Here is a 15,992-nt window from a genome sequence, read left to right as displayed (position 1 = left end):
AATATGCAGAAATAAGAGGTTAGACTCGGTGGAATCACCATAGATGGAAATTTCACTATATATCCATCTTACGTCTCAAAGTGCTGTGGTGTCTACTATTTATCGTTGGAAATTAAGAAAAGTCAACATCTTTTTAGAAAGTTCAAACAATGTTTCTTTCATTATGTACAAATTGTGAAAAGGGTTACATTGCTCGTGTGATGAGGCATATAATGAACATGTAATCTTCTCGTATATGTTTGACTCTCCTTTGAAACTAGCCTAGAGTAGGTTGGTTTCTTTTTTTTCTACAAGTAGGAAAGAAATCCCTGCTTACGCTTGTGTCATTCATATATATGTACAAGAATGAGATGTAGTACTGTTTCCTAAACATGACAGAAAAGCTTTCTTTTAAAATGGATATACTAATGAGGCAAGACGTCATGGAAGGAGAATGAAGATGGGACAAAATCGCAGGTTTCGTTCTGGACAAAAAGCGCCGAATGATGGCATTTACGTAGAAATTGGTGAAACGGGAAGTATGGTGAAAGATCCGCAAATGGTGAAATTAACTGCCGGTGAAAAGTTTCCGGATAACACGAATCATAACCGCCAGTGGACATATAAAAGAAAACCGTAACAGAAGCCGCAATCATTATTGCGGCTTTTTTGTCGTTATACATTGTAATTTCATTTACCGTATTTTTTAGCAGTATAATGAATGCTCTCTTTTTCTTTTTCAAATAATAAGTTTGAAAATACATAGGCAAAATTATTGTATAAAAAAGTCAGTTGGCGTATAATCAAATCAAAGGTCAAAGAAAGTCAAACTTTTGGAGGGCTGTAAAGATGGACTTAAATCAAATGACAACAAAAACACAAGAGGCGATTATGAGTGCCCAATCTTTAGCGGTATCTCATCATCACCAAGAGGTGGATACTGTTCATCTATTACTTGCATTATTAGAAGAGCAAGATGGATTAGCAGTACGTATATTTCAAAAAATGAATGTTGATATAGAAGCATTAAAGCAAGGTGCAGAAAGTTTAATTAAAAAGAAACCTTCTGTAACGGGGAGCGGTGCAGAAGTTGGAAAATTGTATGTAACGAGCGCTCTGCAACAACTGCTTGTAAGAGCAGGGAAAGAAGCAGAAAAACTGCAGGATGATTACATTTCAGTAGAACATGTATTGCTTGCTTTTTCTGAAGAAAAAGGCGATATAAATCAATTATTTACAAGATTGCATATTACGAAAGATAACTTATTACAGTCTTTAATGACAGTTCGGGGGAATCAAAGAGTGACTAGTCAAAATCCAGAAGCAACTTATGAAGCGTTAGAAAAATATGGCCGTGATTTAGTGGCGGAAGTGAGAGCAGGGAAAATCGATCCTGTAATCGGCCGTGATAGTGAAATACGACGTGTAATTCGTATTCTTTCACGTAAAACGAAAAACAATCCGGTTTTAATTGGGGAGCCAGGTGTTGGTAAAACAGCAATCGTTGAAGGATTAGCACAGCGTATTGTGAAAAAGGATGTACCTGAAGGATTGAAAGATAGAACGATTTTTGCGTTAGATATGAGTGCACTCGTAGCAGGTGCGAAATTCCGTGGTGAGTTCGAAGAGCGTCTGCAAGCTGTATTAAATGAAATTAAAAAGAGTGAAGGACGCATTTTATTATTCATTGATGAACTTCATACAATAGTTGGAGCTGGTAAAACAGAAGGAGCCATGGATGCAGGAAATATGTTAAAACCGATGCTTGCGCGTGGTGAACTGCATTGTATCGGGGCGACGACGCTCGATGAATATCGCAAATATATTGAGAAAGATCCAGCGCTAGAAAGACGTTTCCAACAAGTATTAGCAGAAGAACCAACTGTTGAAGATACAATTTCAATTTTACGTGGATTAAAAGAACGCTTTGAAATTTATCACGGTGTAAATATTCATGACCGTGCGATTGTAGCAGCGTCAGTTTTATCAGATCGATATATTTCAGATCGATTCTTACCTGATAAAGCAATTGACCTTGTTGATGAAGCGTGTGCAACAATTCGTACAGAAATCGATTCTATGCCAACAGAATTAGATGAAGTAACGCGCCGCATTATGCAGCTGGAAATTGAAGAAGCGGCTCTTGGAAAAGAAACGGATCGTGGTAGCCAAGAGCGTCTAAAAACATTGCAACGTGAATTATCGGATTTAAAAGAAGTTGCAAGTGGTATGAGAGCGAAATGGGAGAAAGAAAAAGAAGAAATTCACAAAGTTCGTGAATTACGTGAACATTTAGAACGTCTGCGTCGTGAATTAGAAGAAGCAGAAGGTAATTACGATTTAAATAAAGCAGCCGAACTTCGTCACGGAAAAATTCCAGCAATTGAAAAAGAGTTAAAAGAAGCGGAAGAAATGGGCGCGCATAATAAACAAGAAAATCGTTTATTACGTGAGGAAGTAAGTGAAGAAGAAATTGCAGATATTGTTTCACGCTGGACTGGTATTCCTGTTGCGAAACTCGTGGAAGGTGAACGCGAGAAATTATTACGCTTAGAGCAAATCTTATCAGAGCGTGTCATCGGACAAGAGGAAGCAGTAAGCTTAGTGTCAGACGCAGTTCTTCGTGCTCGCGCTGGTATTAAAGATCCGAACCGCCCGATTGGTTCTTTCATCTTCTTAGGACCGACAGGTGTTGGTAAAACAGAACTTGCAAAAACGCTAGCCCAGTCTTTATTCGATAGTGAAGAGCAAATGATTCGCATTGACATGTCTGAGTATATGGAGAAACACGCAGTGTCACGCTTAATTGGTGCACCTCCTGGATATGTAGGATATGAGGAAGGTGGTCAATTAACTGAAGCGGTAAGACGTAAACCATATTCCGTTGTTTTATTAGATGAAATTGAAAAAGCACATCCAGAAGTATTCAACATTTTATTACAAATGTTAGATGATGGGCGCATTACAGATTCGCAAGGTCGTACAGTGGACTTTAAAAATACAGTTATTATTATGACTTCAAATATCGGATCTGCTCATTTACTAGATGGATTAGAAGAAGATGGTTCGATTAAAGAGGAATCAAGAGACCTTGTAATAGGACAATTAAGAGGACATTTCCGCCCTGAATTTTTAAACCGTGTTGATGAAATTATTTTATTCAAACCTCTTACAACCAATGAAATTAAAGGCATTGTTGATAAAATTGTAAAAGAACTACAAGGTCGTCTAGCTGACCGTCACATTACAGTAGAATTAACAGATGCAGCAAAAGAATTTGTTGTGGAAGCTGGTTTCGACCCAATGTACGGAGCTCGTCCATTAAAACGATACGTACAACGTCAAGTGGAAACGAAATTAGCACGAGAATTAATTGCAGGAACAATTACTGACAATAGTCACGTAGTTGTTGATGTAGAAAATAACGAATTAGTCGTTCATGTGAAATAAAAATAAAAAAAGAGTTCGGATAAAATCCGGACTCTTTTTTTAGTGTTGTTCTACTGGCTCGTTTGGAATTGCAGCTGAAATTGCGAGTACTAACACAGCAAGAACAACTGAGAAAATAGACGCTTGGTTAAAGTCGTATGTACCGCCAGTCATAGAGCCGATTACATAGCTCATCATATGTACAAGTAAGAACGACCAAATTAATGCCCAAATGAAACGCATATTTTACACCTCTATTCGTTCAATCTGTCCTTATTGTAACACAATTGAAAAAAGAATATAGAAAAATATTTGTAGATTTTTCAACGCAAATTTGCATTCCGTTCATACATTATAAAAGAGTGGTTTTATATGTTTAGAAAATAAGGCGGGGGAAAAATGAGTATTACGGAACGTTTTTTTTACTTAGAAAAAGAACCATGTGTCATTTATTTACCGGAGAAGCCAAATGGATTTTCTGTAATGCTTCTTGGTGATTACAACTACTTTATTGAGAATGGTACAAGTTTATGGACACAGCATGCGGGTAGATCTTATTTTTTACATGGCCTTATTGAGCAAGGCTACACTGTCTTTTCTTCTAATTTATACGGAAGACATTGGGGAAACGACCAATCTGTTCGTCTAGCAAAACGTTTATATGACGTTGTGTTGAGAAAAGAGACATTGAATGCGAAAATGCACATTATGGCAGATGGTATGGGAGCACTTGTAGCACTTGAAATGATGAACAAATATCCTGAGTGTATACGCTCTGTCATTATGTTAAATCCGTGTTTAGATTTACCAGAATATGTGGAGTTTGAGAAAGAGCATAAGTTTTTTTACAAGAGACTGGTGAAGGAATTAAGTTTGGCGTATGATTCCAAAGAAGAAGAATTAGAATTAAAAATAAATAAGAAATCATTTACGCTTCTTCCATCTTGTGTACCTGTTAAAATTTTCGTATCAACACAAGAAAAAAGAGGAAGAAAACAGCAGTTGCGTAGATATGAGAAAATGAGGCAACTAAATCAATGTGATACTTCTGTCTTGTTCCATCTGCAAGATGTGAAATATAAAATGGTTAGGCAAACGACCAATTTCTTTAAAAAATATGAAGAAGAATTATGAAGCTCCCATATACATAAATGAGGAGCTATTTGTTTCAGAGGGAAAGGGTTGGTGGTATGGAACGCGTGCTGATAATAGGTGCACTTACGTTTGTAGGTTATCACCTTGTAAATAAAATGATTGCAGAAGAAGTGGAAGTCTATGGTCTTGATTTTGATGAATTCGATAGTATGACCAAAATTAATGAAGAGAAGTTATTATTAATTGGGCGAAATGCGTTATTTACGTATTATTCGATAAGAGATGAAGATGGATGGAGATCGGTTGAGGAAGAGAGATTCGATACTGTTTACTTTTGCTTATATGAGCCAAATCAGCAAAGTGGATTTCGGAATGAAAGAGTCATATTACAATATTTAAAGCGAATTATAAGAATGTGTGAAGAACAAAAAGTGAAGTTAAATTTAATTTCTTCTATTGAAGTAGGAAGTACAGATGAATCCGAAAATAAGCGCCTATTTTTGAAAGTAGAAGAAGGATTGAAAAAAGGGAATTTACAATATAGTGTATTTCGAGTTCCAACATTATATGGACCGTGGCAACCGTCCTTTATGATGTTTCATCAGCTTATTTTATCAGAATTAGTTGAAAAAGAGTGCCGTTGTACGATTGAGGAAAAGGGGAATGATTTACTTTACGTTGAAGATGTATGTGAATACTTATGGGAACATGGAACGAACGGGGCGCATCTTGGTATATACAATTTACTTAGTGGTAAACAGTCATTATGGGAAAAAGGTATGAATCTTTTACGCGCGGATGATAAAGTAAATAAAAATAATAGCGAAGTAAGAGATGAGGCTATCGAAGTAATTTCGATAAAAAGAAATACTCCGTTAGAATACGGTTTAAATAAGCAACTGGCACACATGAAAAAATATAAAGAGTTATACGAAGGGTAGTACGCGTGTTACACTATTGTATGTGAAAGTTTTAATGGAGAGGAAGAGTATAATATGAACGAAAAAAGCATGCAGTTTTTACAAATCGCAATGAAGCATTTACCGGAAGCAAAGGCAATTTTAGATGATAATGGAATTGCACTTGATATGGAGAAGGCACAGCCGGTGTTAGAGTTGTTAATGAAAGTTATGAACGAGGCTTATGAGCTCGGGAAAGCAGATAAAGAATAAAAAGCATCTTTTTAGATGGAAGAGAGGCTCGAACCGTGAACAGAAGCGGTTTGAGTCTTTTTATATTTGAGAGGTATGTTTCTGTTTCTTTTAATGAAAAATAAAGTGGATAATGCGTTAGCTTTCTGTTTTATGCGAAATATATTCTAGACAAAAATACATTTATGTTTTAAAATTAGTACCAAGTCATAATAATTGATATAAAACGGAGGGCTGCGATGTGAACGTGGGCATTTTAGGGATCGGAAGATATGTGCCAGAAAAAGTAGTCACAAATCACGATTTAGAAAAAATAATGGATACATCCGATGAATGGATTCGTACGAGAACGGGAATTGCAGAAAGACGCATTGCCGATGATACAATAGATACTTCATATATGGCCGTAGAGGCTGCAAAAAAAGCACTTGAAGATGCAGGGGTTAGCGGAGAAGATATCGATCTTATTTTAGTGGCGACAGTAACACCAGATCGTGCGTTTCCAGCAGTAGCTTGTGTCATTCAAGAAGCGATTGGAGCGAAACATGCAGCTGCAATGGATGTAGGTGCAGCATGCGCTGGTTTTATGTACGGAATGATTACAGCGCAGCAATTTATTCAAACGGGGACTTATAAAAACGTATTAGTAGTTGGTAGTGATAAGCTATCTAAAATTGTAGACTGGAATGATCGAAATACAGCGGTATTATTTGGAGACGGAGCCGGTGCTATCGTAATGGGAGCAGTTTCAGAAGGAAGAGGCGTTCTATCTTTCGAATTAGGAGCAGACGGAAGCGGCGGTAAGCATCTATATCAAGACGAGTATGTTATGATGAATGGCAGAGAAGTCTTTAAATTTGCCGTTCGTCAACTTGGTGAATCTTGTCTTCGCGTGCTGGATAAGGCTGGTCTTACAAAAGAGGATGTGGATTTCTTAGTACCGCATCAAGCGAATATTCGTATTATGGAATCTGCAAGAGAGAGATTAAATTTGCCACAAGAAAAAATGAGTATGACAATTGAAAAGTTTGGTAATACATCGGCTTCTTCAATTCCGATTGCAATGGTAGAGGAATTGCAAAACGGACGTATTCAAGATGGTGATTTAATTATACTTGTTGGTTTTGGCGGCGGATTAACATGGGGAGCAGTCGCTCTTCGTTGGGGTAAATAAGGACTGAGAGAAAAAAAGGAGTGTATTTTGTATGGAAAAAAAGAGGGTCGTAATTACAGGACTAGGAGCTGTTACACCGGTCGGTACAGATGTTGAAACAGCGTGGGAAAACATTAAAAAGGGTGTATCTGGAATCGGACGACTTACAAGAATTGATCCGGAACTATTTCCAGCAAAAGTAGCAGCAGAAATTAACGACTTTGAAGTCGAGAAATATATTGATAAAAAAGAAGCGCGCCGTATGGATCGCTTTACACAATATGCAGTAGCAGCAGCGAAAATGGCAGTTGCAGATGCAAAGCTTGAAATTACAGAAGAAAACGGACCGCGAATTGGTGTGTGGATTGGTTCTGGTATTGGTGGTATGGAAACATACGAAGAACAATTTAAGATTTTTACTGAGAAAGGCCCGCGCCGCGTGAGCCCATTCTTCGTACCGATGATGATTCCAGATATGGCAGCAGGTCAAGTATCAATCGCAACAGGAGCAAAAGGAATTAACACTTGTTCTGTAACGGCTTGTGCATCTGGTGCAAACTCAATTGGTGATGCATTTAAAGCGATTCAGCGCGGTGATGCTGATGCAATGATTACGGGCGGGGCAGAGGCGCCGTTAACAAGTATGGCATTCGCAGGATTTAGCTCAGCGAAAGCATTAACATTTAATGAAGATCCAGCAACAGCTTGTCGTCCATTCGATAAAAATCGTAGCGGTTTCGTAATGGGTGAAGGTTCAGGTATTTTAATTCTTGAAGAATTAGAGCACGCATTAGCTCGTGGTGCTCACATTTACGCGGAAATTGCTGGTTATGGTGCAACTGGAGATGCGTTCCATATTACAATGCCTGCTCCTGGTGGTGAAGGCGGAGTGCGTGCAATGCGTCAAGCTTTAGCTGATGCAGGCCTACAGCCAGAAGATATTGATTACATTAATGCGCATGGTACAAGTACGGATGCGAATGAAAAATATGAAACGATGGCAATTAAGGAAACGTTCGGTGAGCACGCGTATAAAGTAGCGATCAGTTCAACGAAATCAATGACAGGTCACTTATTAGGAGCAGCTGGTGCTGTTGAAGCGATCTTCTCTATTAAATCAATTACAGACGGAGTAATTCCTCCAACAATTAACTATGAAACACCAGATCCAGAGTGTGATTTAGATTATGTACCGAATAATGCGAGACATCAAGAAGTAAACGCAGTGTTAAGTAATTCATTAGGATTCGGTGGTCATAACGCAGTATTAGTATTTAAATCGTATAAATAATAGATAAAATAAGGAGTTTTTTCGCAATATATTGCGAAAAAACTCCTTATTTATTTTTACGCCTTTTTCTCCTGTAGCATATACATAAGAAAAAGGAGGGATAAAGATGGGGATTGTTGAAACAGCTGAATGGCTACATTTATATTATGGGCGGCCAGAAAAACTTTGTGAGAAATTTACGAAGTATATTCCGTTGCCAAAAGAAAGGTTGTATCGCTTTTTAATTTCAAAAGGGATGTATCGCCCGATCATGCGCGGAGAAAAGGAAATTAAAGAATTAGAGGAAAAGGAAATTTGGAAAGAATTGAGCCTGGAGTATGATAAACTGAAAAACTGGTTAAAAGGTCCAGATGTCCCTGTCTTTATTTTATTATCAGATTCCTATAATCGAACTGTACAAGAAGAGTATAACGGTAGGGCTGGATTATCTATGCGTCATGTTATTTTCTTATTCGTATGTGGACGGAATTCGGTAGAAGAATTAAAAGTGTTATTAGCGCATGAATATCATCACATATGCAGGTTACATCAAATTGAGACGAAAGAAACAGAATATACATTACTTGATACGATGATTATGGAAGGGCTAGCTGAACAAGCAGTAACAGAAAGGTATACAGAAAAAAACAATGCACCGTGGACGGCGTATCTTTCAAAGGAAGAGGCTATTTATTATTGGAAAAATATTGTACATGAAAGAATAAGTATAAAACGAGGAACAAGGGAACATGACATCTTATTAAATGGCTTTCACTCTTATCCGAAGATGCTTGGCTATGCGCTTGGATTTCATATTGTCAAAGATTGTGTAACTTTGGAAGGAGAAGATACACTTTCTTTATTATCTATAGATGCAAAAGAAATATTGAATAAAGCAAGTACATTTCATATATAAAAAAACAGGATTTCTATTTCCTGTTTTTTTAATATTAATAGAAGAAAAAATAATAATTAGAATATATTTCCTCAAGTGGAATAAAGTTAAGCAAAAATGAACATAATGATTGGTACAAACAGTAGTGAAGTGAGGGGTAGTGAATGTTATATCTACATGATGTATGGGTAAATTGGTTTGAAGGTGAAGAAAATGGGTATAACGTTTGTCATTTTTACGAATGGCGGAAAGATGATACGATTGAGCTATTAGATCAAGTGCCATTATTAAAAGTAGATGCCACATTATATCATTACATCGAGAACGAATTGTTAGAGCTTCCGCAAAAAATGCTGGAAGACGTACATCATAAGGCTTATATTCGTAAAAATCATGAACGTTTGCAGCAAGAGTATTGCTTTGTTGTTACAGATGGAAAAGGAATTATTGCGATTGACACAATTGGCTACAATGTACCAATTCGCAAAAGCAGACTTATACCACGCCAAGAACAGATGGTATATGAGATGGTAGAAAACGTACAAGCAGAAAAGTATGAGTTCCAAGTAGAAGAAACAGAAAAAGAACATCACATTTTATCACCATCGCCTTTCATTATGAATGGCTTGACTCGTAAAGAAAGACAGCTAAAACAATTATTATTTATGGCGTTAGATCAATTACATACAACGAAAAATACAGCAGAAATTCGCTATTGGTTCACAGAGTGGGATCCATCAGCATATGGAATGGTTCAACATATGGAATTTGAAGATATTTGGGTTAAGCTGTATGATGAAGCGAAAACAGGCTGGTCTGATAAGCATGAACAATTATGCGAGCGTCTCGTAAAAGGACAGCCATTTTTTGAAAAGTTATGGGAAATGGAAAATGAGCAAAAGGTAAATTAAAAAACCGCCAATTGGCGGTTTTTTAATTTTGTAGTAATCCAGCTCCAGCGGCAAGAATGTTCGGTGGCTTCGCGCCTTCCTGCGAGGCAAAAAGCGCCTCTGCGTCAGGAGCTCCATCCCCCTCACATTCTGAACGAGCTGCTTCCGCTTTATGTAGAAATCCAGCTCCGGCTCCTAGCCCTTCGCGTCTAAGAACCTTCCCCACGAGAAGGTAAAAAGCACCTTCTGTGGGAAAGAACCTTAGCCGTCAGGGCTAAGCAGTCGCCTCCGCTTTATATGTTACCTACGTTTTCTGCTTAGTCCCATTGCGTTTTCTACTTTGCGTAGTTGTTTGAATGCAACGCGGTTTGCTTTTTCTGCACCTTTGTCTAGAATTTCGTCTAGTTCTGGTGAGTTGATTAGTTCGTTATATTTGTCTTGGATTGGACGAATTGCTTCTACGACTACTTGCGCTAGGTCGCCTTTGAAGTCGCCGTATCCTTTTCCTTCGTACATTGCTTCAATTTCTTCAACTGTTTTTCCAGAGAATGAAGAGTAGATTGTTAATAAGTTAGAGATACCAGGTTTGTTTTCTTTATCAAATTTCACAATACCTTCAGAGTCAGTAACAGCACTTTTAATTTTCTTTTCAATTGTTTTTGGTTCATCAAGCATACTGATCATTGATTTTGGATTCGGATCAGATTTACTCATTTTCTTCGTAGGTTCTGTTAATGACATAACGCGAGCGCCTACTTTTGGAATACGAATTTCAGGAATTGTGAACACTTCACGGAAGCGTTTGTTGAAACGCTCTGCTAGGTCGCGTGTTAATTCCATATGTTGCTTTTGGTCATCACCAACTGGTACGATTTCAGTGTTGTAAAGTAAAATATCAGCAGCCATTAATGGTGGATACGTAAGTAATCCAGCTGGAACTGAATCTCTACCCGAAGCTTTATCTTTATATTGCGTCATACGTTCTAATTCTCCAACGTAAGCAACAGATTGCATGATCCATCCTAATTGAGCGTGTGCTGGTACTTCTGATTGTACAAATAAAGTAGCTTTTTCAGGATCGATGCCGCATGCTACATAAAGTGCAGCAAGACTGCGGATGTTTTTACGAAGTCCGACGGGATCTTGAGGTACTGTAATCGCATGTTGGTTTACAATACAGAAATAACAATCGTGTTCATTTTGAAGCTCTGTAAACTGCTTCATTGCGCCTAAATAGTTTCCAAGTGTAATCGTTCCACTTGGCTGAATACCAGAAAAGATAACTGACATAAGTAATTCCTCCTAAAATTGAATGCGTGATGGGGGGAAGAGAAGGCAAACAAAAAAGCCCATTCATCCCAAAAACTATAGGGACGAATGGACCGCGGTACCACCCTAATTATTTCACTACTGTGAAATCTCTCTAATCCATGATAACGTTAGGATATAACGCCAAAGCCTACTACTTTCGGTTCGGTTTGGTGCTCAAAAGCCCATTCCATACTGTACAATTACTTGTTCACACCAACCACAAGCTCTCTGAAATTGCCTCAATATGTACTCTTCTTTATCATCGCATACATATAAATTTATTTATTGTTACTTGAGCTCTTTTAATATGAAAGAACTAAAGTTTTATAACAAAATGTTTTGCTGATTATTATATCATATGGGATAGTGTTTGCAAACTACATCAAAATAGTAAAGCTAATGAGGGTCGAGAACAACCCAAGGAAGATACCTGTAATACAAATTGGATATGTCCATTTGAATGAATATGTTTTATAAATACGTTCTTTCTTATCTGTAGGTTCCTCGACTTCTTCAATTAAAGAGTCAATCTTTTTGTTCGTACCAAATACTCTTTGGAATGCGTAAATGGTTACATTGAAAAAACCATTTTGAAATATGTATAAAAAACCGCCGATAAGAATAAAAAACAGTGCAATATAAAACAAAATGTTGACAAAGTTCAACAAAAATTGAGATGAAATGAGGAATGCACCAATACTAGAAGCAATCATCGCTATAAAAATTAGTATACAAGTATGAAAAAAAACTTTATTCAAAATATTCCCCTCCGTCAAAATATTACTAGAATTATTATACTATAAAAGCTATAATAAGTACTAGGATTAATTTTTTGAAAATTATACGCAATTAAAGGTCTGATTTTAAGATGATGGTAGCAATGTTAATGTATCCCTTTACGAAAAATTAAAAATATAAATATTTTATTAAAAATTTTAACAAAAAAACAAAAAACTATATTCACAATTGTTATATTATATGTATAATGAAAATTGTAGAAACTTGGAGATTATTCTTTCAATTCTACTTTTTAACAATTGAGGGTACAGGAAGTGCAATTAGGGGAGGCAACACAACATGAAGAAAAAGATACCTTTATTACTTGCATCAACTTTAACTGCAAGTATGTTGCTTAGTGCGTGTAGCTACCAAAAAGATGACGCAAAAGCAAAAGGGAAAGAGAACGCTACGAGTAGTAGTAACGGAAAACAGATTCTTAATTTAACAGAGTTATCTGAAATTCCGTCAATGGATGCATCATTAGCATCTGATTCTTCATCTTCTACAGCATTAAATAATACGATGGAAGGTTTATATCGTATTGGCAAAGATCAAAAGAGAATGCCTGGAGTTGCAGAAGATGTCGAAAAGCTAGATGATGGGAAGAAATACATATTTAAATTAAGAAAAGATGCGAAATGGTCGAATGGGGAACCTGTAACAGCTAAAGACTTTGTGTATTCATGGAAAAGAGCAGTAAATCCAGATACAAAAGCAACGTATTCATACATTATGTTCGATATTAAAAATGCAGAGAAAATTCATAAAAAAGAATTACCTGCTGACCAATTAGGTGTAAAAGCGATTGATGATTATACATTAGAAGTAGAATTAGACAATCCCGTTCCTTACTTTATCGATTTAACAGTTTATCCAGTATTTTACCCACTAAATGAAAACTTTGTAAAAGCACAAGGTGATAAATTTGGTTTAGAGGCAAATACAACATTATATAACGGTCCATTCGTTATGAGTGATTGGAAACATGAACAAAGTTTCCAATTCAAGAAGAATCCTTCATATTGGGATAATAAAACGGTTAAAATCGAAGAAATCAACTTTAATATTGTAAAAAATACAGCAACTGATGTAAATTTATATGAGACAAACGCGATTGATCGAGCGGCTTTAACGTCTGAATTTGTTGATAAGTTTAGAAAAAGCCCAGAGTTCCAAACAAGAAAAGAGGCAGGGGTTGCTTACTTAAGATTTAATCAAAGTAATCAGTACTTAAGTAATAAAAACTTAAGAAAAGCAATTTCAATGTCCTTTGACCGTGATAACATTGCAAAAGTTATTTTAAATAACGGCGCAATTGGAGCTTACGGATTTGTTGGAAAAGATTTCGCTGAAGGTCCAAATAAAAAAGATTTTCGAGCTGAAAATGGAAAGCTAGTTGAAACAAATCCAAAAGAAGCAAAAAAGCTTTGGGAAACAGCGAAGAAAGAGCTTGGAACTGATAAAATCGAACTAGAATTCTTAAACTTTGATAATGAAGATGCTAAAAAAGTTGGGGAATTCTTAAAAGGTGAGATGGAAAAGAACTTACCAGGTTTATCAATTAAAATTAAACAGCAACCATTCGCACAAAAAAATAAATTAGAAGATTCTCAGCAATATGATATTGCGTTTGGTATTTGGGGACCAGATTTCCCAGATCCAATCTCATATTTAGATATGTTTGTTACGAATGGTTCTCAAAATAAAACAGGGTATTCTAATCAGAAATATGATGAGTTAATCCTAAAAGCTAAAACAGATACAAAAGATTTACAAGCTCGCTGGGACAACCTTCTAGAAGTAGAGAAGATGTTAATTAAAGAGGATGCAGTTATCACTCCAATCTTCCAAAAAGGTTCAGCGTATGTAGTAAAAGGTGCCGTAAAAGATATTATCCCAATTAACTATGGTGGTAAATTAACTTACAAATGGGCATCTGTTGAACAAAAATAATCTTTTTTTTCCATCGTTTACAAGGGTATATGCCTATGATGGGCATATGCTCTTATTTTAAAAAAATAAAAGTAAGAATATTTTAAACTATCTTATTGCTTTTGAGAAAAACGGGGAGGTGCTTGACTATGGGACGTTATGTATTAAAACGTTTCGTGTACATGGCTTTGACATTATTTTTAATTACTACAATGACTTTCTTTTTGATGAAATTACTTCCGGGTTCTCCGCTTAAAAACCAGGAGAAGCTATCACCGGCACAAAAAGAAATCATTCTTGAAAAATACGGATTGAATGATCCGGTACCAGTTCAATATGCACGTTACTTAGGTAACTTAGCAAAAGGTGATTTAGGGGTATCATTCCAATATGATAACCGCCCAGTAACAGACATGATTGTGGATCGTATTGGACCATCAGCCCAATTAGGTTTACAAGCGATTATATTAGGAACATTTATCGGTTTAATTTTAGGTATTGTTGCCGCACTTCGTAATAATACGTGGGTAGATTATAGTGCAACAGTTATTTCGGTACTCGGAATGTCGGTACCATCATTCGTATTCGCCGCATTACTACAATATTTCGTAGGGGTAAAACTAGGCTGGTTCCCAGTAGCATTCTGGAAAGGACCAGAGTTTACTGTAATGCCTACAATTGCATTATCGATGGGAGTTATCGCAACAATCGCACGTTTCTCTCGTGCAGAATTAATTGAAGTTATGCAAGCCGATTACATTTTAACAGCGAAAGCGAAAGGGATTAGCCAAGGCGTTATCATTGTCAAACATGCACTTCGTAACGCGTTAATTCCAGTTGTAACAATTTTAGGACCAATGGTTGCGGCATTAATTACAGGAACACTTGTTATCGAGCAAATTTATGCTGTACCAGGACTTGGGGAACAATTCGTTAAATCGATTACTTTAAATGACTATACAGTTATTATGGGAACTACGATTTTCTATAGTGCGATCTTCATTTTAGTTATTTTCATTGTCGATATTTTATACGGAATTATTGATCCTCGTATTCGTTTAGCGGGAGGGAAAAAATGATGAAAGATGTACAAAAATTATCTCCAGATTTATTTCAACAAGCCAATCAAAATAATGTTGATAATGAAGTCATTGCCCGTCCAAGCTTAACGTTTTGGCAAGATGTAAGAAGACGTTTATTCCAACATAAAGGTGCGATGCTTGGCCTTGTATTGTTAGTTATCATTGCGCTATTAGCGATTTTTGGACCGATGGTAAGTAAACACTCGTATAAAGAGCAAGATTTAGGTCGTGCGAAATTACCACCAAAAATTCCAGTTATTGAAAATGTTCATTGGTTACCATTTGACGGTACAGATCAATATGGTGTTGACCAATATGAAAAACGTGATATTAAAGAGTACTTCTGGTTTGGTACAGATGACCTTGGCCGTGATTTATGGACAAGAACATGGGAAGGTACACGCGTATCATTATATATCGCTCTTTTAGCGGCAGCAATTGACTTAGTAATTGGGGTTGCATACGGAGGTATTTCAGCATTCTACGGCGGTAGAGTAGATAACATTATGCAACGTATTATGGAGATTATTAACGGTATTCCATACTTAATCATCGTTATTTTAATGGTAATCATTATGGGATCTGGTATTTGGTCAATTACACTTGCGATGGCGATTACAGGTTGGATAGGGATGTCGCGTATTGTTCGTGGACAAATCTTAAAGTTAAAAAACCAAGAATATGTATTAGCATCTCGTACATTAGGTGCAACAAATACACAATTAATTGTGAAACATTTAATTCCAAACGTAATGGGACCTATTATCGTAATGACGATGTTTACAATTCCATCAGCGGTGTTTGGTGAAGCGTTCTTAAGTTTCATCGGTTTAGGAATTCAGCCACCATTTGCGTCACTAGGTTCTCTTGTAAATGATGGTTATAAATCTATTCAAACGTATCCGCATATGATGTTCATCCCTGCGGTTGTCATCAGTATATTAATTTTAGCGTTTAACTTAATGGCAGACGGATTACGCGACGCGTTAGATCCAAAAATGCGTAAGTAAAAGAGGGGAGAGGCA

Annotated in this window: 16 protein-coding genes and 1 other annotated feature; of the genes, 12 read left to right on the top strand and 4 right to left on the bottom strand. The window is 36.6% G+C overall.

Annotated features, from left to right (window positions below):
* Window positions 1-439 precede the first annotated feature (439 nt).
* Together D1166_RS01210 and clpB are read left to right on the top strand one after the other, a co-directional pair.
* Window positions 440-619 (top strand): YjzC family protein, encoded by a 180-nt coding sequence (locus D1166_RS01210; protein WP_000531421.1) that lies wholly within the window; start codon window positions 440-442, stop codon window positions 617-619.
* A 209-nt stretch (window positions 620-828) separates the two neighbouring features.
* Window positions 829-3,429: an ATP-dependent chaperone ClpB gene (clpB, locus tag D1166_RS01205; RefSeq protein ID WP_097855575.1), complete on the top strand. Its 2,601-nt coding sequence runs from the start codon at window positions 829-831 to the stop codon at window positions 3,427-3,429.
* A gap of 39 nt (window positions 3,430-3,468) precedes the next feature.
* Here clpB and D1166_RS01200 read toward each other — a convergent pair whose 3' ends face one another.
* Complete coding sequence (locus D1166_RS01200) at window positions 3,469-3,651, bottom strand: YjzD family protein (RefSeq protein ID WP_001211116.1); 183 nt, start codon at window positions 3,649-3,651, stop codon at window positions 3,469-3,471.
* Window positions 3,652-3,807: 156 nt separating this feature from the next.
* On the opposite strand from D1166_RS01200, the gene D1166_RS01195 reads away from it, so the two are divergent.
* The 7 genes from D1166_RS01195 (at window position 3,808) to D1166_RS01165 (ending at window position 9,883) form a co-directional block, all read left to right on the top strand.
* Window positions 3,808-4,542 (top strand): lipase family protein, encoded by a 735-nt coding sequence (locus D1166_RS01195; RefSeq protein ID WP_097855576.1) that lies wholly within the window; start codon window positions 3,808-3,810, stop codon window positions 4,540-4,542.
* 29 nt (window positions 4,543-4,571) lie between these two features.
* Window positions 4,572-5,444: an NAD-dependent epimerase/dehydratase family protein gene (locus D1166_RS01190; protein ID WP_001986101.1), complete on the top strand. Its 873-nt coding sequence runs from the start codon at window positions 4,572-4,574 to the stop codon at window positions 5,442-5,444.
* 54 nt (window positions 5,445-5,498) lie between these two features.
* Window positions 5,499-5,675, top strand: coding sequence for a ComZ family protein (locus D1166_RS01185; RefSeq protein ID WP_001986215.1), 177 nt, complete (start codon window positions 5,499-5,501; stop codon window positions 5,673-5,675).
* A gap of 220 nt (window positions 5,676-5,895) precedes the next feature.
* Complete coding sequence (fabH, locus tag D1166_RS01180; RefSeq protein WP_001100533.1) at window positions 5,896-6,828, top strand: beta-ketoacyl-ACP synthase III; 933 nt, start codon at window positions 5,896-5,898, stop codon at window positions 6,826-6,828.
* A 31-nt stretch (window positions 6,829-6,859) separates the two neighbouring features.
* Window positions 6,860-8,098: a beta-ketoacyl-ACP synthase II gene (gene fabF / locus D1166_RS01175; protein WP_000412652.1), complete on the top strand. Its 1,239-nt coding sequence runs from the start codon at window positions 6,860-6,862 to the stop codon at window positions 8,096-8,098.
* A gap of 106 nt (window positions 8,099-8,204) precedes the next feature.
* A complete protein-coding gene (locus D1166_RS01170) occupies window positions 8,205-8,993 on the top strand; it encodes a DUF2268 domain-containing putative Zn-dependent protease (protein WP_000513275.1) in 789 nt (262 codons plus the stop codon).
* Window positions 8,994-9,136: 143 nt separating this feature from the next.
* Entirely contained in the window at window positions 9,137-9,883 is a 747-nt protein-coding gene (locus D1166_RS01165; protein ID WP_000966128.1) for a YjbA family protein, read from the top strand.
* 22 nt (window positions 9,884-9,905) lie between these two features.
* Here D1166_RS01165 and D1166_RS01160 read toward each other — a convergent pair whose 3' ends face one another.
* From D1166_RS01160 to D1166_RS01150, 3 genes are all read right to left on the bottom strand, one after another.
* Window positions 9,906-10,088, bottom strand: a complete 183-nt coding sequence (locus D1166_RS01160) for a hypothetical protein (RefSeq protein WP_088360944.1) — start codon at window positions 10,086-10,088, stop codon at window positions 9,906-9,908.
* Between the two features lie 74 nt (window positions 10,089-10,162).
* Window positions 10,163-11,152 carry a tryptophan--tRNA ligase gene (gene trpS / locus D1166_RS01155; protein ID WP_000110985.1) on the bottom strand — a complete coding sequence of 330 codons (990 nt, stop codon included), beginning with the start codon at window positions 11,150-11,152 and terminating at the stop codon, window positions 10,163-10,165.
* A gap of 76 nt (window positions 11,153-11,228) precedes the next feature.
* Window positions 11,229-11,445: a binding site (T-box leader), on the bottom strand.
* Between the two features lie 105 nt (window positions 11,446-11,550).
* Window positions 11,551-11,931: a DUF3899 domain-containing protein gene (locus tag D1166_RS01150; RefSeq protein ID WP_001044997.1), complete on the bottom strand. Its 381-nt coding sequence runs from the start codon at window positions 11,929-11,931 to the stop codon at window positions 11,551-11,553.
* A 319-nt stretch (window positions 11,932-12,250) separates the two neighbouring features.
* Here D1166_RS01150 and D1166_RS01140 point away from each other — a divergent pair, with 319 nt between their 5' ends.
* From D1166_RS01140 to opp3C, 3 genes are all read left to right on the top strand, one after another.
* Window positions 12,251-13,906, top strand: a complete 1,656-nt coding sequence (locus D1166_RS01140; protein ID WP_000727217.1) for a peptide ABC transporter substrate-binding protein — start codon at window positions 12,251-12,253, stop codon at window positions 13,904-13,906.
* A gap of 128 nt (window positions 13,907-14,034) precedes the next feature.
* Complete coding sequence (gene opp3b / locus D1166_RS01135; protein WP_000534172.1) at window positions 14,035-14,964, top strand: oligopeptide ABC transporter permease; 930 nt, start codon at window positions 14,035-14,037, stop codon at window positions 14,962-14,964.
* Window positions 14,961-15,977, top strand: a complete 1,017-nt coding sequence (gene opp3C / locus D1166_RS01130; protein WP_000974106.1) for an oligopeptide ABC transporter permease — start codon at window positions 14,961-14,963, stop codon at window positions 15,975-15,977. The genes opp3b and opp3C overlap by 4 nt, the downstream gene beginning before the upstream one ends.
* Window positions 15,978-15,992 lie beyond the last annotated feature (15 nt).

It is taken from the genome of Bacillus sp. ISO11 (assembly GCF_003458115.1).
Lineage (GTDB): Bacteria > Bacillota > Bacilli > Bacillales > Bacillaceae_G > Bacillus_A > Bacillus_A cereus.
The sequence above is the reverse complement of the archived record's forward strand: the minus strand, read 5'-3'. Positions and strand labels throughout refer to the sequence as shown.

What these genes read in the sequence shown, in the direction of transcription:
- D1166_RS01210 (WP_000531421.1), top strand. Translation starts at nt 440, where the DNA reads ATGGGACAAAATCGCAGGTTTCGTTCTGGACAAAAAGCGCCGAATGAT.
- clpB (WP_097855575.1), top strand. Translation starts at nt 829, where the DNA reads ATGGACTTAAATCAAATGACAACAAAAACACAAGAGGCGATTATGAGT.
- D1166_RS01200 (WP_001211116.1), bottom strand. Translation starts at nt 3,651, where the DNA reads ATGCGTTTCATTTGGGCATTAATTTGGTCGTTCTTACTTGTACATATG.
- D1166_RS01195 (WP_097855576.1), top strand. Translation starts at nt 3,808, where the DNA reads ATGAGTATTACGGAACGTTTTTTTTACTTAGAAAAAGAACCATGTGTC.
- D1166_RS01185 (WP_001986215.1), top strand. Translation starts at nt 5,499, where the DNA reads ATGAACGAAAAAAGCATGCAGTTTTTACAAATCGCAATGAAGCATTTA.
- fabF (WP_000412652.1), top strand. Translation starts at nt 6,860, where the DNA reads ATGGAAAAAAAGAGGGTCGTAATTACAGGACTAGGAGCTGTTACACCG.
- D1166_RS01170 (WP_000513275.1), top strand. Translation starts at nt 8,205, where the DNA reads ATGGGGATTGTTGAAACAGCTGAATGGCTACATTTATATTATGGGCGG.
- D1166_RS01165 (WP_000966128.1), top strand. Translation starts at nt 9,137, where the DNA reads ATGTTATATCTACATGATGTATGGGTAAATTGGTTTGAAGGTGAAGAA.
- trpS (WP_000110985.1), bottom strand. Translation starts at nt 11,152, where the DNA reads ATGTCAGTTATCTTTTCTGGTATTCAGCCAAGTGGAACGATTACACTT.
- D1166_RS01140 (WP_000727217.1), top strand. Translation starts at nt 12,251, where the DNA reads ATGAAGAAAAAGATACCTTTATTACTTGCATCAACTTTAACTGCAAGT.
- opp3b (WP_000534172.1), top strand. Translation starts at nt 14,035, where the DNA reads ATGGGACGTTATGTATTAAAACGTTTCGTGTACATGGCTTTGACATTA.
- opp3C (WP_000974106.1), top strand. Translation starts at nt 14,961, where the DNA reads ATGATGAAAGATGTACAAAAATTATCTCCAGATTTATTTCAACAAGCC.